Source organism: Congregibacter litoralis KT71, from assembly GCF_000153125.2.
Taxonomy (GTDB): domain Bacteria; phylum Pseudomonadota; class Gammaproteobacteria; order Pseudomonadales; family Halieaceae; genus Congregibacter; species Congregibacter litoralis.
This window is the reverse complement of the sequence record NZ_CM002299.1, coordinates 2,765,194-2,785,617: the sequence shown is the minus strand read 5'-3', so window position 1 is coordinate 2,785,617 and position 20,424 is coordinate 2,765,194. Positions and strand designations below refer to the sequence as shown.

Here is a 20,424-nt window from a genome sequence, read left to right as displayed (position 1 = left end):
AAATGAATTCAGCTTGTCGGTGTTATCTGGATCAGGGCGGCGTGGCCTGCCCGCAGGAAGGGTAATCGCAGGCCTGCGAGGTGCAGAGTGTCACCGGATACCGTTACTGCGCCACCGCGATGCCACTCGATGTCCTGCTGAACGAAGTCGGCATCTTCAGGGTTGAGTAACTCAAGATGGAATGTGCTGCCCCTGACGCAGGAAGGCAGGGCGACCACCGGAGGTTGGGCCTGTGTGGGGTAAGCACTGCGTAGTATGAAGAGCAAACAGCGGGTGTCTTCCCGGGAATAGACCAGCAGTGAGTCCAGGCCCGGTTCAAGTCCATCCAGGTAGTAAAAGTCTGAACGCGCCAGCCGGTCGCGCTCTCTCTTGAAAAAGGCCACCCATCGCCGGATTGTGTCGCGCTCACTGGCATCGAGGGTTTTGGGGTCGAGTTCGAGTCCCATGTGTCCCAGGAGTGCAACAAGGCAGCGCGTGGAGAGGGGTAGCGTTGCGCCTGTGGTGGAGGAGGGTGCAGCACCCACATGAGAGCCCAGTAAAGCCGGAGGAAAAACGCAGCTTATATGTTTCATCAGCGCAAAACGTTGCAAGGGGTCCATGCTGTCGCTGGGCCATAGTCGGTCGGCATGGGTCAGGGCTCCGGCATCGTTCCGTGCGCCGCCGGCGGCACAGGATTCGATGACCACCCGGGGATGGCGCAGGCGTAGTTCTGACAGTAACTGGTACCAGGCCCGGGTCATGGCCTCGGGCGTGGCAGAACCCCCAAAACCCACCTGTGCGTAGTCACGGTTCATGTCCCATTTGAGATAGTCGGGATCGCAGTCCTGGATCAGTCGCTCAATGCATTGAAGAATATGCTCGCGGACCTCGGACAGGCACAGATTCAACAGATACTGCTGTCGTCCCGATACCCCCGGGTAGGCCGCTGCCGCGATAATCCAGTCCGGATGTTCCGCCGCGACGCTCGAGTCCGGGGTAAGCATTTCTGGTTCGATCCACACGCCGAAGGACATGCCGAGCTTTCGCGCATGACGGGCAAGGGGCCCCAGACCCTCGGGATAACGGCGGGGGCAGGGCAGCCAGTCGCCAAGTCCGACACCGATACCGCTGCGTCCCTCCATCCAGCCATCGTCCAAAACAAAGCGCTCGGCACCCAGGTCATGAGCCTCGTCGATGAGCTTCAGACTGCTGTGGACGTCGTGCTCAAAGTAACTCGATTCCCAGCTATTAAAATGTACCGGGCGCTCCGGCGGTTCCGAGTAAGCCTTTTGGTCAAACCAATAGCGTTTGAATTGCCTGCGAATATCGTTGAGGCCGCCGTTGCTCAGAGCAAAAAGTGCTTTAGGGCCTTGCCACTGCTCGCCGGGAGCCAGGCGGACTTCCCCGCCTTGGAGAACGACCCCGGCTTGGAGGCTATGGCCGCCCGTGATGGCTGGCTCGACACGGAGCCGGTGATTGCCACTCCAGGCCAGGGTGGTGAGGAGTACCCGCTGCTTTTCGTGACTGAAGCCCGTCTCACCGCAAATCAGCGTGGGGAAACTCTGATGAGAGCAGCGACCTCGCTGGCTAGAGGTGTCGAGCGCAAACTGCCCCAGGGGTATTCGCTCGGCGAGCATTTCGTTCGCCCAAAAACCACCGTAGCGTTCCACTTCGCTATAGAGCGCAGGCAGGGGTAAATGCAGGGCCGCGAGCCAGTCCACCTCCAGAAGGCCCTCCTTCGCGCTGTTGACAATGGCGCTCTCGCTGGAAAAAACGCCGGATGCCGTGGCGCAGAGGGTCAGGCGGATCTCAACTCCCGCCTGACGATCTTCAAGCGTGCAGTGGAAGACCTCGCCGGAAGAAGAACAGTCTGCAACGCGTAACTGGTTCAGGAGCGCGTGGCCATCGCGCCGCAGGCGCAGGGCGGCCTGCCCCGGGGAGTGACCATCCTCGCCGGGGAAACCCTCGGTGCGGAGTTCGCAATCCAGTTCTCCGTGGGGGGTGGGCGCTGCGGTCAGTAGGGAAATTTCCTCAAGGTTCAACGCCGCCGGTAAGCGGCGCCCCAGGTAGCAGACGTCGAGTAGTGCGTCGCGGCAATCAAAGACCAGGGTGCTGTCGCCGGCGTCCAGGCGATGGAAGCTCAAGCGGGGAGCGCCTTGGCAAAAGACAGCTTTGCCTGCCCCTCAAACACCAGGCGATTGGCAATAAGCGCTATGGCAATGCAGAAGAACAGCGTAATGGCCATGAGATGGATGTAGTGGATGGGTGTCCACACAAAGGAAAACACCGCGTACAGGGCCACGCCGCTCACCAGGGCGATACCGGCTGCGCCGGCAGCAACACCGCGAAATACCAAGCCCACGATAAACACCGAGAGGATGGGCATGCTCAACAGGCCGTTGAGTTGCTGCACCAGATTAATAATGCTCTCCGCACCATCGTAGATCGGTACGAGGAGCAGTGCGCAGGCAACAAAAGCAATGGAAACCCATATGTTCAGACGATGGACGTTGGCTCCCTTGTTGACATAGGGCTCATGAAGATCAATGACGTAGAGCGTCGATGAAGAGTTGAGCACGCTGTTAAAGCTGGTAAGCACCGCCGCCACCATCATGGCGGCGAAGGTGCCCGACAGCCAGCCGGGCAGGAGGTCGCCCACGAGGGTGCCAAAGGTGGCATCACCGATGTCGCCATAAAGCTTGTAGGCGCAGATCCCGGGAATCACGATAATCGCCGGCACAATGAGCAGCCGGATAGCAGCCGCTGCAAGGACACCTTTCTGCGCTTCTCTTACGCTGGGCGCTGCCATGGCGCGCTGGGTAATCGTCTGATTGGTGCTCCAGTAAAAGATCTGAATAAACAGCATGCCCGTGAAGAGCGTGGTCCAGGGGATGGGGGAGTCGGCGCCGCCGATCATAGTCAGGCGATCTGCGGGTATCCCGGAAAAGTCGAAGTTGATGGCGTCCAGAGAAAGCCAGACCACGACAAGACTCAAGCTGAGGAGTCCAATGCCGCTGAGGGTGTCGGATACGGCGACGGCACGGAGTCCCCCGAAGATGGCGTAGGACGAGCCCAGCGCGGCGAGGGCGCAGGCTATGGTCAGCGTGGATGCCTCCAGGCCAAACATGGACTTGAGGAAAAGAGAGCCCGTGTAGAGCATGATGGGGAGATACAGAAATACGTTTCCCAGGAGGAACAGAATAGAGACCAGGGAGCGCAGGGATTGCTTGCCATAGCGCTTTTCCAGGAGTTCCGTGGTGGTCGCGCAGTTGTAGCGGTAGTAGATGGGGACAAAAACAAAGGCCAGAATCAGGAGTCCCACTACGGCGGCGAGCTCCCACCAGGCCAGGAGGAGCATCTGATTGCCGTTCATGCCCACCAGCTGATCGGTGCTCAGGTTGGTCAGGGTGATGGAGCCCGCAATGAAGTACCAGGACAGGGTGCGACCCGCCAGAAAATACTCGGCATTATCATCCCCGCTGCGGGGCGCTTTTCGGCATTGAAGATAGGTAAAGACCGCGATGGCGACGGTGATGGCGGCGAAAACAAAAAACTGCGTGTTCATGACAATGCCCTGCGGAGTTGCTCGGCAGCCCGTTCCGGGGTCAGGTCCCGCTGAGACTCGCCGAGCATTTCGAAACCCACCATGTGTTTGCGTACCGTGGCAGAGCGCAGCAGGGGCGGATAAAAATGTGCGTGCAGTTGCCAGTGGGGCGCCGCGACAGATCCCGGCGCGCCATGCCATCCCATGGAGTAGGGAAAGGGCACCGCGAAGAGTTGGTCATAGGTGCCGAGGAGCTGCTGCAGGATTAAGGCAAGGGCATCGCGCTGCGCGTTGCTGAGCGCCGGCAGGCTCGACACGGGCTCAAGGGGCAGCAGCAATATCTCAAAGGGCCAGGTGGCCCACCAGGGAACTACCGCCAGCCAGTGCTTGTTGGCGCACACGCTGCGCTCGCCCTGGGCCATTTCCTGCCGGGCATAGTCAAGTAGCAGGGGCGTAGCGTGTTTTTCAAAGTACGCCGCCTGCTGTTGCTCCTCGACCTTGATTTCGCCGGGCAGGGCATCCATGGCCCAGATCTGTCCGTGGGGGTGTGCGTTAGAGCAGCCCATGGTGGCGCCGCGGTTCTCAAAAATCTGGACGCAGGGATAGTCCCGGCTCAGCAACGCGGTCTCCCGGGCCCAGGTTTCTATAACGGCAAGGAGCTCCGGTTTGCTCATGCGCCCAAGGGTCAGATCGTGCCGCGGGCTGTAGCAGATGACGCGACAACGCCCCCGGACCGGATCGCTGCGAAACAGGCCCCCCGTGCCATCTCCTGCAGGCCTCACCTCGTCGGGCAACAGCGCCGGAAAGTCATTGTCAAAGACAAACACATGAGCATAGTCGGGGTTTTGCTGACCGCCGGCACGCGGATTACCGGGGCACAGATAGCAGTCCTCGCGGTACTGCGGTTCCGGCTCCGGAACGTCCTCCACCTGTCCCTGCCAGGGACGTTGATCGCGCTGGGGAGAGACCAAGACCCAGCGATCCGAGAGGGGGTTGTAGCGGCGGTGAGGATGGTCACTCATGCCAGAGCCCAGGATCGAGCACCGGCTGCGGCGGTAACCCAGCGAATGCCTGCCTCGCCGAAGCCTGCTTTGCGAAAGTCTGTGGTGACCACTTCTTCAAATGCCATCGCGTCACTGCTGTTTACAAAAGCCACCATGGAGCCTCCAAAACCGCCACCGGTCATGCGGGCCCCCAGGGCGCCGGCACGCCGCGCTGCCGCTACCAGTGTGTCGAGTTCGATGCAGCTTACCGCGAAATCCCGGGAAAGACTGTCGTGGCTTTGATACATGAGCTGTCCGGCAGTCGCGGGATCACGGGCGGACAAGGCCGCTTGAAATGCGAGTACCCGGGCATTCTCCGTGATCACGTGCTTTGCCCGTTGGCGCACAGTCTTGTCCGGGATCAGGGTAAGGTCCTCGGGACGAGCGTCGCGCAGGGACTTGCCCAAGAGGTGTTCGGCGGCTTCAACCTGCGCCCGTCGGGCGCCATAGCCGCCGTCGGCGAGCGCGTGGCGAACACCGGAGTCGACGATCGCGATACGCAGATCGCCGGGCAGCTCGATCATCCCAACGTTTTGGTCACGACAGTCCAAGAGCATCGCGGCGCCTTCCCGGGCAAAACTCACGGCAAATTGATCGAGAATCCCACAGGGCACGCCTGCGTAGTCATGCTCCGCGCGTTGACAGAGGAGGGCCCTGTCTTCCGGGCGCAATGCGTGACCGGTGACTGTCTCAATGAGTGTGGCAAAACAGAGCTCCAGGGAAGCACTGCTGGAAAGTCCCGCCCCCAAGGGCAGGTTGCCGCCGATGACCAGATCCATGGGCGGCACAGCGGCACCCTGTTCCTCGTAAAGGGCAAGGACACCGCGGAGATAATCCGTCCAGTCGCCCCTGCGTGACGCCGCTCCCCCTAAGGCTAATTCCGCCTCGCCTTCCTCGGCGCTGAATAGCCGTATCAGCTGACGATCGTCATCCCGGCTTGCTGCGACGACGAGGGTGTACAGGTCGATACCCATGGGCAGGGCAAGACCTTCGGAGTAATCCGTATGGTCACCGATAATATTCACGCGTCCCGGCGCGGCGGCGGCCCAGATCGCTTCTTTTCCGTAGCGCTGGCTAAGAGTTGTTGCCAGGGGTGCGAGGAGGGTCGCCAGGGAGGGGTTCAGTGATTCAGTCACGGGGGCTTTGCCAAACCGCATATTCACCCTGTCCAAGATCCCTGGCGCCGATCACGCACTCGGCGTCTCTGACTTCCAGTCGTTGAGCCTCCGGCGAAAAATTAAAGGCAAAGGTCAGTGAGCCCCGCCGCCGAATACGCAAACCTTCCGGAAGCGGTCGGTAGGCGCGGTCCCGCTGGGTAAAGATTTCCTGCATGACCGCCGTGAGAAACTCAGCAGGCACATGCGCATTGATGTAGTGATGATTGTCATTGCTGTACCAGAGTCCGGCGCCATCATCGCAGCGAATTCGTGGCTCCAGATCTGAGGCGATGGATTCCTGCCAGCGGCTTGCTTCAAAGTTTTTTTCCCCGTAGCTGAAAGATCGCCGGGCGCCCCGGCGCATGCTGTCCACCGCCAGCACCCTGAGGGGTATCAGGCTTTGGAGGGGCCCCGGAGCGAGGGTCTCGGGAAGGGCGCAGTGCTCATCCCGGGAGCCACTGCGGGCACCCATGAGGCAGCTCGCCCCCGCAGCTTCGACCCGCGCAACAAAGGCCGGGTCGATAATGATGGTCCCGGGCACAATGACGAACTCATAGCCGTCCAGGGCTGATTGTTCGCTCACGATATCGATATCCAGTCCCAGGGATCGCGCCGCGCTGTAATAGTGGAAGGCGCTCTCCAGTTGCGCCATGCCCGGCGCGTGGGCCTGGATGGCGCCCGCCCAGCAGGAAGGATAATCAAAGAGCAGGGCGATGGGCGCCTGTACGCTTTCGTTGGCATCAAGGTTCCGGAATTCCTCGGCCAGCCGGGTAACGGTTGCCCACGCCGGGGCGGGGTCGCCCGTGGGAAGCCGCAACGCCGCGTGCATTTGTTCCTGCGCCCGGGGTAACTGCTGATAGCGAAAATAGCTCACAAACTCGGCGCCATGGGCCACCGCTTCCATGCCCCAGAACGCCGGTGCGTTGTCCAGGGGCTGGGCATTGGATTCCGCCCAGTTGACGGGTCCGGGCTGCTGCTCCATCACCGCAAAGCGGCCCTTGCCGACGGCGCGGTAAAGGTCATGATGAAAGGCCGCCCAATCGGGGTGACCAATACGCCGGTAGCGGAGTTTCTCCTCCTCTTTGAACCAGCCCTGATCGAGAAAGCCCAGGGGGTAGCTGTCCCAGGTGGCGACATCCAGGTCTTCAGCGACGGCAAAGTGATCGAAGTCGATGAAGTTGCCCATGAAATTGTGCGTGACCCAGCGATCAGAGCCCTGGGAGCTTGCGAGCAGCTGACGCTGCTTCGCGTTGTAGTGTCGGACCTGATCAGAAGCGAAGCGCCAGTAGTCCAGCTGATGGGCCGGGTTGGCCTCGGTCACCGTGAGGTTGGGTCTTCCCACCTCGGCAAAGCTGCGGTACTCCTGGCTCCAGAACACCGTGCCCCAGGCCTGGTTGAGGGCACCGATATCGCCATGCCGCTTTTCCAGCCAGATTTGAAAGGCGCGTCCGTCATCCTCGCTGTAGCTCAGGGTGGTTTCGTGGCAACCGTATTCGTTATCCAGTTGCCATCCCACGACGGCAGGGTGGCCGGCATAGCGATCGATGACGGCTTGACTGATACGCAGGGACTCGTCGATGTACACCTCGCTGGCAAAGCGGTAGTGGCGGCGGGATCCAAAGCGACGCGGCTGGTCATTGCGATCCACGGGCAGAATCTCCGGGAAGCGCTCCACCAGCCACAGGGGCGGGCAGGCCGTGGGCGTGCACATAATGATCTTGAGGTTTTCCCCGGCGAGAGTTTCCACCGCTTCATCGAGCCAGTCCCACGCAAAGTGACCGGGGCTGGGTTCTATGCGTGACCAGGCAAACTCCGCGATGCGCACCAACTCGATCCCACCGCTGCGCATCATCGCGGCTTGTTCAGACCAGTGCTCCCGGGGCCAGTGCTCGGGGTAGTAGCAAACGCCGATGGTAGCCAGGGCCATGTGTCACCTCGTTATACGTGAAGCCTGCGCGCCAGGAGTAGTGCCAGGAGCGCCGCAACGGCGCCGGCAATGCCCGTCCATCCCAATCCTATAAAATTGGTTACGGCGCCTCCCAGAGACGAGCCCAAACCCTGGCCAGAGTAAAGCATGGAACCGTTTAAAGCGAAGGCGATGGTGGTCGCCGGTCCCGCGGCGTTCGCCAGCTGACTCTGGACCACCGGTGAGGTGCCGAACAGGGCTGCGGAGTTGAAGGCCATGGTAAATACCAACACGGGAATTGCCAGCACGCCCAGATCAAAGAGCATACCCAGGGAGAAGAGCACCTGGGTGACGAGGACGGATCCCAGAAGGATGCTCAACGCCCTGCGGGTGGTCAGCCTTGCAAGGAGAGCGCCGGCGGGCAGTCCCAGGAGGCTGCCGATGCCCGTCGACAGCTGGATGGCCGCGATACCCGAGCCCGTGAGCCCCGTTGATGCGGTGATCACGGGTCCTATAAAACTCACCGTTGCAAAGGTGCCGGCGAAGCTCAGGAGGGTAATGAACATGAGTTTGGGGTTTTCCCCCTGCAGCGCCCGTCGGAAGCTCGACGCGCCCGCTTCCGGTGCGTGGATATGGGCGGGGGCAAAGAGGCCAATGACGATAAAGGCCACGGCAGAGATGGCGGCAGCAAGCCAGAAGGCCGAGCGCCAGCCGTAGATATCACCCAGAATGCTCCCGGCGGGCATGCCGATGAGAAACGCCAGGGTATAGCCGGCAAGCACCGTAGCGATGGCCTTGGGGCGGCTCGCCTCCGGGACGAGGCTCACCGCCAGCGTGGAAGCCAGGGGTAGGGTCAGGGCGGCAAAAAATCCCGCCGCAAAACGAATGCCACCGATGGCGATAAGACTGGGCGCCAAGGCGGACCCCAGGTTCATGGCCGCAAGTATTGCCAGTACGCAAAGCAGCAGGCGTTTGCGATCAAAGCCTGCGAGGAGCCGGGCGAGCACCGGCCCGCCAATACCGCAGGCGAGGGCGAAGACGGTCTGCAGCTGACCGACGCTTGCAATACCGACCCCAAGATCCCGGGACATGGGCTCAATGAGTCCGATGTAGATAAACGCGCTGGTGCCAAGGGCAAAGGGCGCGAAGACAAGACTGAGCAGTCTGAGATTCACAGGACAGTTTCCGGGGGCAATGGGCGATGGGGAAGGGGGCGCCATGGTAGGTAGCGCCCCCTGGGGTGATCACGCGATACTGCGCTTCGCGAGGATTGTCATAGTAGAGTTAATACGTAAAAAACGGGGACTAGATTCATGAAGAGAGTATCCATTGCGGGCCTGCTGTTTCTGTTGGCGGTGCTTATCGGTTTCGGGGTAGGCCCGGGTATGCTCGAGCGCTCCATGAATAAAGTCCTGGATCATAAACCGTACCCGGTCTCTGAGGCCGCCCAGGCGCTCCATGATTCGCTGGTCGTGGGTGATCTCCACAGCGACAGCACACTCTGGGCGCGGGATCTCACGAAGAGAGCCGAGCGCGGCCACGTGGACCTTCCGCGATTACGAGAGGCGAATGTGGCTCTCCAGGCGTTTACCTTTGTTACCCGCTCACCCAAGGGCCAGAACTACGAGACTAACGAGGCGGATGCCCCGGACAACATTACCAGCTTGGCCAAGCTTCAACGCTGGCCCATAGCGACCTGGTCGAGCCTGACGGAGCGGGCCTTGCTGCAGGCAGAGAAGCTGGCCGCGATTGAGGCCGATGATCCCGGCAGCCTGCGAATATTGCGCAGTCAGGGAGACCTCGAAGCGGTCATGACGGCGCGCGAGGAGGGCGCAGAAACCATCGGCGCCCTGTTGGGCATCGAAGGCTCTCACGCCCTCGATGGGTCTCTCAACAATATTGATCGCCTGGAGGCTGCGGGTGTCCGTATGTTCGGACTCCATCATTTCTTTGACAACGCCCTCGGCGGCTCCCTCCATGGCACCGGCGGCGGGGGGCTCAGCAGCTTTGGTCGCGAAGTCGTTGCGGTCATTGATGCCAGAGGCCTGATCATCGACGTCGCCCATTCCTCGGAACAGAGCGTCAGGGATGTGCTTGCCATGAGTGATTCCCCCCTGATTGTGAGTCACAGCGGATTTCAGGGGCACTGTCCGACCCCGCGGAATATTTCTGATGATCTTATGCAAAAAATTGCACAAGGGGGCGGCTTGATCGGTGTGGGCTACTGGGACGCCGCCATCTGCGATGTCTCCCCCACCGGCATCGTGGCGGCCATACGCTACGGTATTGATCTCGTAGGCCTTGATCACGTGGCTCTCGGGTCGGACTACGACGGATCTACCACCGTGCCCTTTGATACCTCTGAGCTGGCGGCGCTCACCGAAGAGATGCTCAAGCAGGGCTTCAGCGAGGAGGAGATTCGCCTGGTGATGGGCGGGAACATGCTGCGATTTCTTCAGGAGAATTTACCTCCCGAAGATGCCTGAAACGCCAGGCTGCCCTGCTGTCACTTAAGGGCAATTTTGCTGAGCGCTGCCAACCTTGGAGCCCCGGGCCCTGCCATGCACAATCTCATGTTGCCAATGTCCCCAACGTTTTAAAAACAGGAGCAAGCTATGTCAGCGAAGGAAGTGCTTACAGAAAAGATTGATGGTGTGCTGATCATCACTCTGAATCGACCCGAGGCCAAAAACGCCGCCAATCGCGCACTGGCGCTGGGTGTGGCAGAGGCCATTGACGAACTGGAATCGGATGACAGCCTCCGGGTAGCAATCCTCACGGGAGCGGGCGGGACCTTCTGCTCCGGCATGGACCTGAAAGCGTTTGTCAGCGGCGAGCTGCCTCAGGTGGAGGGTCGGGGCTTTGCGGGGCTCACGGAGTACCGCTCCACGAAACCGATTATTGCCGCCGTCGAGGGCTACGCCCTGGCGGGGGGATTTGAGCTGGCTATCAGCTGCGACCTCATCGTTGCGTCCGAAAGCAGCAAGTTCGGCATCCCGGAAGTGAAGCGCGGTCTTGCTGCCGCGGCAGGGGGGCTGGTCAAGCTGCCCAAGCAGATTCCCTCCCGCATCGCCATGGAGCTTGCATTAACGGGTGAGTTCATCAGTGCAGAGCGGGCCTACGAATTAGGCTTGATCAACCGCATTGCGGAGACGGGCAAGGCACTGGAAGGCGCGCAGGCCCTGGCCAAGTCCATCGCAGCGAACGGCCCCCTGGCGGTTGCCGCCAGCCTCAAGGCCGTTGCCGGGGCCCAGGATTGGAGCAGCGATGAAATGTTTGCTAAGCAGCAGGAAATTGTCGGTCACGTGTTTACCAGCGAGGACGCCATTGAGGGTGCCACGGCCTTTGCCCAGAAACGCGCACCCAACTGGAAAGGTAAATAGGAGAGTCTGCCATGACTGAAGCCTGGATTATTGACGCCTGCCGTACTCCCCGGGGTATCGGCAAAAAAGGTAAAGGGGCCCTGGCGCACCTGCATCCCCAGCATCTCGGATCCACCGTGCTGAAAGCCCTTGCCGAGCGCAATGACATCGCCACGTCGGACGTGGATGACATTATTTTTGGCACCAGCTGGCAGCGCGGCACTCAGGGCGGTGATTTAGCGCGCATGGCCGCCCTGGATGCAGGCTACGATGTCCGCAGCTCGGCGGTCACCCTGGATCGCTTTTGTGGCTCGGGTATCACCTCGGTGAACATCGCGGCGGCCTCCATCATGAGTGGCATGGAAGACCTCGTGATCGCCGGCGGCTGCGAGATGATGTCCCTTTACGGTTCGGATCCCAGTCAATCGCCGTTTATGGATAACGACAATCTCCATCTCCGGGAAATGCATCCCCAGCCCCATCAGGGTGTGTGCGCTGATGCCATCGCTACCATCGAGAACATTCCCCGGACGGCGCTGGATGCCTTGGCCATCACCTCCCAGGAGAACGCGGCGGCGGCCATTGCCGGCGGGTATTTTGCGGGCAGTCTTATCCCCGTGCTGAATCCCGATGGCAGCGTCGCCCTGGACCATGAAGAGTTCCCCCGTCCCGAAACGACCCTTGAAGGTCTTTCGGCGCTTAAAGCCTCCTTTGAGCCCATTGCGGATTACCCCCTGGACGAGCAGGGCACTACCTATCGCAAGCTGGTGAATCAGGTGTATCCGGACCTCAAGATCAACCACGTGCATCACGCAGGCAATTCTTCGGGCGTCGTGGATGGTGCCGCCGCGCTGCTGTTGGCCTCGCCGGAGTACGCAAAAGCCCATGGCCTCAAGCCCCGGGCGCGGGTTGTTGCCATGGCTAACATGGGGGACTCCCCGACCTTGATGCTGAATGCGCCCGTGCCCGCGGCGAAAAAAGTCCTGAAGAAAGCCGGCATGAGCCTCGCCGATATCGACCTCTTTGAGATCAACGAAGCCTTTGCGGTGGTTGCTGAGAAGTTTATCCGGGACCTCGATCTGGATCGCAGCATAGTCAATGTCAACGGCGGTGCCATGGCCCTGGGGCATCCCATCGGTGGAACAGGTTCCGTGCTCATCGGCACAATCCTTGACGAGCTCGAGCGCCGGGACCAGCAGTTTGGTCTGGTGACCATGTGTGCAGCGGGGGGCATGGCCCCGGCGATTATCATTGAGCGCGTGGCCTGATAAAAATTAAGTAAAAGCTGACAAGCAGCCGGGTAAGAGCCGGGTAAGAGCCGGGTAAGAGCCGGGTAAGAGCCGGGTAAGAGCCGGGTTAGAGCTGGGTAAAAGCCGGCTAAAAAGCCGCATAAACGGTAGAACAAGAATGCAAAAGAGGAAGCAGACCTGTGTTTGAATTCAGCAAGGCGTCACTGGCGTTTCAGGATGAGCTGCGGGCCTTCATGGACGCACACATATACCCCAACGATGAGACCTATCGGCGTCAGGTCGATTCCGCGGAGGATCGCTTTGCCTATCCGCCGATCATGGACGAACTTAAAGCCAAGGCGCGGGAGGCGGGGTTGTGGAACATGTTTGTTCCTCCCAAGCTTGCGGAGCATGTGGATCATGACGGTCTGAGCAATCTGGACTACGCGCCCCTCGCGGAGCTTATGGGTCGCGTGATCTGGTGTCCCGAGGTGTTCAACTGCAACGCGCCGGACACGGGCAACATGGAAGTGTTCATGAAGTACGGCACGCCGGAACAGCAGGCGCAGTGGTTAACGCCGTTACTTGCGGGTGATATTCGCTCAGCCTACGCAATGACGGAACCCCAGGTCGCCTCCTCGGATGCGACCAATATCGAGCTCTCGATTCGCCGGGACGGCGATGAGTACGTTTTGAACGGCAATAAATGGTTCATCTCCGGGGCCATGTACGAACGCTGCGCGATTTTTATTGTCATGGGTAAGTCCGATCCGGATAACGAAAACCGCCACAAGCAGCAGTCCCAGGTGTTAGTGCCCAAAGGTACGCCGGGTTTGGAGATCATTCGTCCCCTCACCACCCTTGGCTACGACGATGCCCCCATGGGCCACGCTCAACTGCGGTTTGACGATGTGCGCGTTCCCGCGGAGAACATTCTGTTGGGTGAGGGGCGCGGTTTTGAGATTGCCCAGGGACGCCTGGGTCCCGGCCGCATTCACCACTGCATGCGGCTCATCGGTGCCGCGCAACGGTCTCTGGAGCTCGCCTGCGAGCGCGTGACCCAGCGCAGCACCTTCGGGCGTAAGCTCAGTGAACACCAGTCGGTGCGCGAGGATATTGCTAAAAGCTTCTCGGAGATCGAGATGATGCGACTGCTGGTGCTAAAGACCTGTCAGCGCATGGATGAGGTCGGTGCCAAGGGCGCAATGGATCTCATTGCGGCGAGCAAAGTGTCTGTGCCCATTATGGCGCAGACCGTGATTGATCGCTGCATGCAGATGCACGGCGCGGGAGGACTCACGGAGGACTATCCCATGGCCGAGGCCTACAACTACGCCCGTTGGTGCCGCCAGGCGGATGGTTCCGATCAGGTCCACCTCATGGCGCTCGGTAAGCAGGTGATCCGTCGCTACGCCGCCGATTGAATGCTCGCCGGGCCGCGAGGCTCGGCATTTTCCGGACACGGCCGGCGCTCAATTGTGACAGTCCCCATCCGGTGGTAGTGTTCACGGTTCATCTATTTCCGGAGCTTAGCTGTGAGCAGAAAGTCTCTACCGTTTGTATCCCTACTATCGTTGACCGCATTGCTGCAGACCGAAGCAGGTCTCGCGCAAAACTTTGATGCCCTTGAATACCGCAACGTCGGCCCCACCCGCGGCGGCCGCGTGACGGCTGTGGCGGGTACCGTGCAGGCCCCTGGTACCTTTTATCTCGGCGCCTCCGGGGGCGGGGTATGGAAAACCAGCGACTACGGTACGACCTGGAACAACATCTCCGATGGTTACTTCGCATCACCCTCTATCGGCGATATCGCCGCGTCGCAGACAGATACCAATCTTCTTTACGTAGGGACAGGATCCGATGGACTCAGATCCAACGTTATCCCCGGTAAGGGCGTCTACAAGTCCACCAATGGTGGCGACAGCTGGACGCATATCGGCCTTGAAGACAGCGGCCACATCGGTGCGGTAGAAATCGATCCCACGGATAACAATACGGTGTGGGTGGCAGCGATTGGATCGGCCTTTGCGGATAATCCCGAGCGTGGTCTTTATAAAACCGAGAATGGTGGGGTCAGCTGGTCCCAGGTCCTCAAGATTTCTGACGCCGTGGGTATCGCTGATGTAGAGCTCCTGCCCAACAATCCGGAGGTAGTGTTTGCCGCAGCCTGGAAGGCGCGCCGTCAGCCCTGGACAATTATCAGCGGAGGCACCCAGGAAGAGGGGGGGCTGTTCAAATCTGTTGATGGCGGCGATAACTGGCGGCGCATCACCGCGGGGCTGCCCACGGGCCTTATTGGCAAGATTGATATTGCGATATCCGCCTCCGATAGTAGTGTGGTTTACGCTCTGGTAGAGGCCCCGGGAGAAGAGGGGGGGCTTTATCGCTCCGACGATCAGGGTGAAACCTTTACGCAGGTGTCCTCAAAGAAAGGCCTGCGCATCCGCCCCTTTTACTACGGCAATGTGGAAGCGGATCCCACGGACGCCGATGTTGTTTACGTGCTGGCCACGGACTATTTCAAATCCGTTGATGGCGGCAAGAGCTGGGAAGAGCTGGAGCCTCCCCATGGGGATAATCACGATATGTGGATAAACCCCGAGGATCCCCAGTTGTTTATTCAGGCGAATGATGGGGGTGCGAACGTCACCCACAATGGCGGCCTGACCTGGTCCAGTCAGTTCAATCAGGCGACCACGGAGCTCTACACCGTTGATGTCGATGATCAGTATCCCTACTGGCTTTATGCGGGCCAGCAGGACAACGGCACCGCCATCGCCGTGCCAAGTCGGGCGCCCTACAGTGTGCAGAACGTCAATGCCTGGCTTATCGAGGCGGGCGGTTGTGAGACCGGACCGGCTGTTCCAAAACCGGGTGATCACACGACGGTCTATGCCAACTGCAAAGGACGCTTCTCGACGTTTAACAAAAACACCGGCACCGAGCGTAGCTACTATGTAGGGGCCACGAATATGTACGGCCAGAACCCCAAGGATCTTAAATACCGTTTTCAGCGGGTAGCTCCCGTCGCGGTATCGCCTCATGATCCCAATGTCGTGTATCACGGTTCCCAGTATGTGCATCGCACCAGTGACAACGGCGTAACCTGGGAGACGATTTCACCGGATCTCACGGCCTTCGAGGCCGATAAGCAGGTGGTCTCCGGCTCGCCGATTACCCGGGATGTCACGGGGGAAGAGGTGTACAGCACGCTGTATTCCATCCGCGAGTCCGCGATTGCCCCGGGCGTGATTTGGACCGGCTCCAATGACGGTCCCGTGCACGTAACCCGGGACGGCGGAGAAAGCTGGGATGATGTAACGCCCCGGGGTCTGCCCAAAGGCGGTCGGGTGGATTCCGTAGAACCCTCGCGACATGACCCTGCGGTAGCTTACATCGCGGTGCTTCGTTACCAGCTCGGTGATGACAAGCCCTACGCCTACCGTACCGCTGATTACGGCAAGCGCTGGACCCTGATGACCGACGGCAAAAACGGTATTCCTGCGGACTATCCCGTGCGCGTGGTGCGCGAGGACCCCGTGCGTCCGGGGCTGCTCTATGCCGGCACGGACTCCGGCCTGTTTGTTTCCTTTGACGATGGAGATAGCTGGCAATCCTTTCAGCAAAACCTGCCCATAACTCCGGTTACGGATATCCGCGTCCATCGCGATGATCTTGTGGTATCCACCATGGGTCGCGCGTTCTGGGTGCTCGATGATATCTCTGCGCTGAGACAGGATCCCATGCCGGACATGGGTGACGCGGTGGTGCTCTTTGAGCCCGCGGAAACCCTGCGGTACCGCGATCGTCCCACCTATGGCGATAAAGATCCCGATGCGATTCCTCAATACCGGGAGCCGTCGGCGATTATCGATTATTACCTGCCCGAGGGTTTCGACGGCTCCGTCACCCTGGAGATCACCACGGCAGATGGCGAGTTCGTGAATGCGTTTACGAATGCTGATGCCATGGATGGCGATGAGCGAGGAGAGCGGGTCGATGATATGGCGATGAATGAGATCCGCTACATCAAACAGAGCAGTCTGACGGCCGAGGGTGGTCTGAACCGCTTTCATTGGGATATGCGCTACCGGGGACCCTGGCGAAGCGACGAGAAAAAACGTTTTACCGACGGGGCTCTCGCTGCTGCCGGTGAGTACAAGATAACGCTCAGCGCGGGTGATGAGACTCTAAGCCAGCCGCTTTCCATTGTCATGGACCCCAGGGTATTGGAGATGGGTGTTACCGAGGCAGACGTGCAGGCGCAGCTTGCGCTCCAGCGTCAGGTTCTCGATCTCCTCGATCAAGCCCGGCGCAAGGCGCACAGCCTTGAGAATGAACTTGAGTCCCTGGGCGCGGGTGATTCGCCAAGGCGCAGCGCTATAGAAAACGCCATCCGCCTCCTCGTCACTGAAAAGGGGACCTATATGCAGCCCCGACTCATCAGCCAGATCAGCTATCTGTCGCGCATGCTCGACCGAGCGGACCAGGAACCCGGTGGCGAAGCCCTTGCGCGCTTTGATGAGCTTCAGGCTGAGTACGAGGCCGTGCTGGAAGCATTGGAAGGCTGACGTATCTCGAGAACTTCGGGCGTCGCTCACTCCTCTCGCTGAGTTGGGGGACGCTCGCTACGCGAGCAACGCTAGTAACCGGGAGCTGGCCTCGGGCTGTTGGCGTCGCTCACTCCTCTCGCTGAGTTGGGGGACGCTCGCTCCGTGAGCGACACCAACAGCCCTTGGTACCGGACCACGACACTATCCCTTGGGAGACAGCGTGGAGCCATCGCACGGCCGTGAGGCAAGCGTGCCTGAATAGCGGAGTGAGCGTCCCCCAATCCAGCGAATGGAGCTGTTCGGGCGCGCTTGCCGGAATCTCCGAGATTGTCTCACCGAACTTCAGGCTTCGATAAGAGCCGGAAAGGTGGTTTCGAGCTGGCTGCGGGCTGTTGGCGTCGCTCACTCCTCTCGCTAGGGAGGGGGACGCTCGCTACGTGAGCAACGCCAACAGCCCTGGGTGCCAAGTGCGGCTACCTTGCTATTGCTGGCAGGTGGAACCATCGCACGGTCGTGAGGCAAGCGTGTCTGAATAGCGGAGTGAGCGTCCCCCAAACCAGCGAATGGAGCTGTTCGGGCGCTCTTGCCGGAATCTCCGGGATTGTCTCACCGAACTCCAGGCTTCGATAAGAGCCGGAAAGGTGGTTTCTAGTTGACCGCGGGCTGTTGGCGTCGCTCACTTCACTCGCTAGGTAGGGGGACGCTCGCTCCGTGAGCAACGCCAACAGCCCTGGGTGCCAAGTGTGGCTACCTTGCTCTTGCTGGCAGATGGAACCATCGCACGGCCGTGAGGCAAGCGTGCCTGAATAGCGGAGCGAGCGTCCCCCAAACCAGCGAGTGGAGCTGTTCGGGCGCGCTTGCCGGAATCTCCGGGATTGTCTCACCGAAATCCAGGCTTCGATAAGAGCCGGAAAGGTGGTTTCTAGTCGACCGCGGGCTGTTGGCGTCGCTCACTTCACTCGCTAGGTAGGGGGACGCTCGCTCCGTGAGCAACGCCAACAGCCCTGGGTGCCAAGCGATGCATTTCCCTATCGCTCGCGGTAATCTACGAAACAAATGTCACCACCCTTACCAATGAGGAATCACTGCATGACCCCCAAGATCAAGTCAGGCTTACTGGCCCTGTTGCTCGCATCGCCTCTGGCCGTCGTTGCTCAGGACTCCGGGCGTCCGAGGTTTTCTGTGGACATGAGTTATCCCTATGATTACAGCTCCATCACGCCCTATGCCGACGAGCACGCGGCGATTTACAAGCATATCGATGACAACCTGACGGCGCACCTGGCGAATCTTCAGCGCTGGTTAAGGCAGCCCTCCATCAGTGCCCAGGACGTGGGTATCGATGACATGGCGCAGATGCTGGTGGATGATTTTCGGGCCATGGGATTTAAAGAGGCCGAGCTTGTGCCCACGGACGGCCATCCCGGCGTCTGGGGCTATTACGATGCGGGCGCTGCCAAAACCCTGATGGTTTACATGATGTACGACGTGCAGCCGGTGAACCCTGATGACTGGGAGTCACCTCCCTTTGCTGCAGAGCTTGTGGATCACCCCACAGGCAAGGTCCTGATGGCGCGGGGTGCAACGAATCAGAAGGGACCCGAGCGGGCGTTTCTGAACGCTCTGGAATCGATCATTGCGGTGGAGGGCAACCTCCCCGTTAATCTCATGATCACTGCGGAGGGGGAAGAAGAGCTGGGTTCACCCCACTATCCGCAGATCGTGGATAAGTATGAGGATCGTCTGCGCACGGCGGACGGGGTGATTTTTCCCTTCAATATGCAGTCGCCGACCGGCGACCTGAACCTCTTCCTGGGTGTGAAAGGCATCGCTTACTGGGAACTGGAGGCCCGCGGCGGTAGCTGGGGCGGTCCCGTGACATCGGAGATTCACGGGTCTTACAAGGCCGCTCTGGACTCTCCGGTTTGGCGCCTGGTGCAGGCCCTGTCGCTGTTAACCTCGCCCGACGGCAACACTGCCAGAGTGCCGGGATTTTATGACGGTATTCGGGGGCCGACGGAGGAAGAGCAGTCGCTTATCGCTGCCTCGCTTATGAACAACGACCGCACCCGAGCATTGAAGGAAGCCTTCGCCATCGAGCGATGGATTGATGATGCGGGTCCCGAGGAGTTGGCCATGGAGCTGACCTATACCCCCACCCTGAACATCGATGGCATTTATGCGGGTTACACGGGGGAGGGCGTAAAAACGATTCTGCCTCATGTGGCCACGGCTAAGATGGATTCCCGCTTGCCCGTGGGCATCGACCCCGATGAGCACATGGACAAGATTCGCTCTTATCTTGACGCCAACGGTTACAGCGATATCGTCATGCGCAGACTATCGAGCTATCCGGCGGCGCAAACGTCTATTCAGACACCCCTGGTTCAGGCTGCTCTGGGCGTCTCTAAAAAGTACGCAGGTACGCCGGCGGTGAATCCGCGTATTGCGGGGGTTCCGCTCCCTTTTATCAATTCACCCAGCGCCTGGGACTGCCCATGATGCCCTGGGGAATGGGTTTTGGTACGGGAGCACACTCACCGAACGAAATCATGCTCATCGAGCCGGCAGAGGCCACGGGCGCCGCGGGACTTGCCGACATTGAAAAAGCCTACGTGGATTTTGTTTTCGCGCTGTCTGATGACTGAGGCATTGCTGCTCCCGGGTTGTGACTAGCCCCAGAGTGCAGCGCTGGGAAGTCCTACGCTACCGCCGCTTCGGTACTCCAGACCGTTTTCAATATCACGGGCCAATAAAAGGGGTCCGTCGATATCAACGAACTGGCAGAACTGCGCGATCACGTAACTGGGGGCCATGGAGAGGGAGGTCCCCGTCATATTGCCTACCATGATTTGCATGTCCCGGCTTTGCGCTGCGCGTACCAGGGCCAGACCTTCCGTAAGACCGCCGCACTTATCCAGTTTGATATTGAGTACGTCGTAACGTTCGGCTGCCTGGTCAAACTCATCGAGCCCCAGACAGGATTCATCGGCGCCCAGGGGCACGGGAGATTTAAAACCTGCCAGGGCCGCGTCCTCGCCCCGGGGCAGGGGTTGCTCGATCATGGCAATACCCAGCTTCTCGCAGGCCGGTAAATAGTCTTTCAGGGCCTCAAAACTCCAACCCTGATTAACATCGATCACCAGGGTGGCATCGGGACGCGCGGCGCGAATGGCTTCCAGGCGCTCTATGGGCTTATCGTCATTCAGCTTGATTTTCAGTTGCGGGAATCGCTTCGCCGCGGCGGCACGCTCGGCCATAACGGCAACATCTTCCATACCCACGGTGAACACCGTGGTTACTTCCTGCGGGGTGATGTCCAGGAGCTCCCAGATGCGCTTTCCGGCGCGTTTGGCGCGCAAATCCCAAAGGGCGCAGTCCAGGGCGCAGCGGGCGCCGCAGAGGGGCATGAGGTCCTGCAGGCTCTCGGGTGTCGTGGTCGCGTCGACATGTCCGATGATGGCTTCCAGCTCAGCCTTCATGCTGGCGGCGGTTTCATTGAGATAATAGCTGCCTACGGACTCACCACGCCCAATTACGCCTTCGTGCTCGAGGGAGACGCGGACCGTGTCTGTGTCGTGAAAGACATGCCCGGTGATGGCGAAGGGCACTTCCATAGGATAGGAAACAATATCGACGGTCATCTTCATA

The 20,424-nt window shown here is 60.1% G+C and carries 14 protein-coding genes; 7 read left to right on the top strand and 7 right to left on the bottom strand.

What is annotated here, in order from left to right; genetic code table 11:
- Nucleotides 1-8: 8 nt before the first annotated feature.
- From KT71_RS12705 to KT71_RS12680, 6 genes are read right to left on the bottom strand one after another with little or no spacing between them, the layout of a single operon-like run.
- Complete coding sequence (locus KT71_RS12705) at nt 9-2,123, bottom strand: alpha-galactosidase (protein ID WP_008294978.1); 2,115 nt, start codon at nt 2,121-2,123, stop codon at nt 9-11.
- Nucleotides 2,120-3,544 (bottom strand): SLC5 family protein, encoded by a 1,425-nt coding sequence (locus tag KT71_RS12700; RefSeq protein ID WP_008294979.1) that lies wholly within the window; start codon nt 3,542-3,544, stop codon nt 2,120-2,122. The genes KT71_RS12705 and KT71_RS12700 overlap by 4 nt, the downstream gene beginning before the upstream one ends.
- Entirely contained in the window at nt 3,541-4,545 is a 1,005-nt protein-coding gene (locus KT71_RS12695) for a UDP-glucose--hexose-1-phosphate uridylyltransferase (RefSeq protein WP_008294980.1), read from the bottom strand. Before KT71_RS12695 ends, KT71_RS12700 begins: the two co-directional genes overlap by 4 nt.
- A complete protein-coding gene (gene galK, locus KT71_RS12690) occupies nt 4,542-5,702 on the bottom strand; it encodes a galactokinase (RefSeq protein WP_169729157.1) in 1,161 nt (386 codons plus the stop codon). The genes KT71_RS12695 and galK overlap by 4 nt, the downstream gene beginning before the upstream one ends.
- Entirely contained in the window at nt 5,695-7,650 is a 1,956-nt protein-coding gene (locus KT71_RS12685) for a beta-galactosidase (RefSeq protein ID WP_008294982.1), read from the bottom strand. Before KT71_RS12685 ends, galK begins: the two co-directional genes overlap by 8 nt.
- 11 nt (nt 7,651-7,661) lie before the next feature.
- Nucleotides 7,662-8,804 carry an MFS transporter gene (locus KT71_RS12680; protein ID WP_008294983.1) on the bottom strand — a complete coding sequence of 381 codons (1,143 nt, stop codon included), beginning with the start codon at nt 8,802-8,804 and terminating at the stop codon, nt 7,662-7,664.
- A gap of 138 nt (nt 8,805-8,942) precedes the next feature.
- Between KT71_RS12680 and KT71_RS12675 the strand changes: the two genes are divergently transcribed.
- From KT71_RS12675 to KT71_RS20700, 7 genes are all read left to right on the top strand, one after another.
- A complete protein-coding gene (locus tag KT71_RS12675; protein WP_008294984.1) occupies nt 8,943-10,115 on the top strand; it encodes a dipeptidase in 1,173 nt (390 codons plus the stop codon).
- Nucleotides 10,116-10,244: 129 nt separating this feature from the next.
- Entirely contained in the window at nt 10,245-11,012 is a 768-nt protein-coding gene (locus KT71_RS12670) for a crotonase/enoyl-CoA hydratase family protein (protein WP_008294985.1), read from the top strand.
- 11 nt (nt 11,013-11,023) lie between these two features.
- On the top strand, nt 11,024-12,259 hold the full coding sequence (locus KT71_RS12665) for an acetyl-CoA C-acetyltransferase (RefSeq protein ID WP_008294986.1): 1,236 nt from the start codon (nt 11,024-11,026) through the stop codon (nt 12,257-12,259).
- Between the two features lie 161 nt (nt 12,260-12,420).
- Nucleotides 12,421-13,644 carry an acyl-CoA dehydrogenase family protein gene (locus tag KT71_RS12660; RefSeq protein WP_008294987.1) on the top strand — a complete coding sequence of 408 codons (1,224 nt, stop codon included), beginning with the start codon at nt 12,421-12,423 and terminating at the stop codon, nt 13,642-13,644.
- A 111-nt stretch (nt 13,645-13,755) separates the two neighbouring features.
- Nucleotides 13,756-16,791: a WD40/YVTN/BNR-like repeat-containing protein gene (locus KT71_RS12655; protein ID WP_023659742.1), complete on the top strand. Its 3,036-nt coding sequence runs from the start codon at nt 13,756-13,758 to the stop codon at nt 16,789-16,791.
- Nucleotides 16,792-17,862: 1,071 nt separating this feature from the next.
- Nucleotides 17,863-19,275, top strand: a complete 1,413-nt coding sequence (locus KT71_RS12650; protein ID WP_008294989.1) for a M20/M25/M40 family metallo-hydrolase — start codon at nt 17,863-17,865, stop codon at nt 19,273-19,275.
- Nucleotides 19,272-19,421, top strand: coding sequence for a hypothetical protein (locus tag KT71_RS20700; protein WP_008294990.1), 150 nt, complete (start codon nt 19,272-19,274; stop codon nt 19,419-19,421). Before KT71_RS12650 ends, KT71_RS20700 begins: the two co-directional genes overlap by 4 nt.
- Before the next feature lie 24 nt (nt 19,422-19,445).
- Here KT71_RS20700 and KT71_RS12645 read toward each other — a convergent pair whose 3' ends face one another.
- Nucleotides 19,446-20,423, bottom strand: a complete 978-nt coding sequence (locus tag KT71_RS12645; RefSeq protein ID WP_008294991.1) for a dipeptide epimerase — start codon at nt 20,421-20,423, stop codon at nt 19,446-19,448.
- Nucleotide 20,424: the final 1 nt, after the last annotated feature.

Excerpts from the sequence above, each read along its gene's own strand:
- KT71_RS12700 (WP_008294979.1), bottom strand. The coding sequence starts at position 3,544 with ATGAACACGCAGTTTTTTGTTTTCGCCGCCATCACCGTCGCCATCGCG.
- KT71_RS12695 (WP_008294980.1), bottom strand. The coding sequence starts at position 4,545 with ATGAGTGACCATCCTCACCGCCGCTACAACCCCCTCTCGGATCGCTGG.
- KT71_RS12685 (WP_008294982.1), bottom strand. The coding sequence starts at position 7,650 with ATGGCCCTGGCTACCATCGGCGTTTGCTACTACCCCGAGCACTGGCCC.
- KT71_RS12675 (WP_008294984.1), top strand. The coding sequence starts at position 8,943 with ATGAAGAGAGTATCCATTGCGGGCCTGCTGTTTCTGTTGGCGGTGCTT.
- KT71_RS12670 (WP_008294985.1), top strand. The coding sequence starts at position 10,245 with ATGTCAGCGAAGGAAGTGCTTACAGAAAAGATTGATGGTGTGCTGATC.
- KT71_RS12665 (WP_008294986.1), top strand. The coding sequence starts at position 11,024 with ATGACTGAAGCCTGGATTATTGACGCCTGCCGTACTCCCCGGGGTATC.
- KT71_RS12650 (WP_008294989.1), top strand. The coding sequence starts at position 17,863 with ATGACCCCCAAGATCAAGTCAGGCTTACTGGCCCTGTTGCTCGCATCG.
- KT71_RS20700 (WP_008294990.1), top strand. The coding sequence starts at position 19,272 with ATGATGCCCTGGGGAATGGGTTTTGGTACGGGAGCACACTCACCGAAC.
- KT71_RS12645 (WP_008294991.1), bottom strand. The coding sequence starts at position 20,423 with ATGAAGATGACCGTCGATATTGTTTCCTATCCTATGGAAGTGCCCTTC.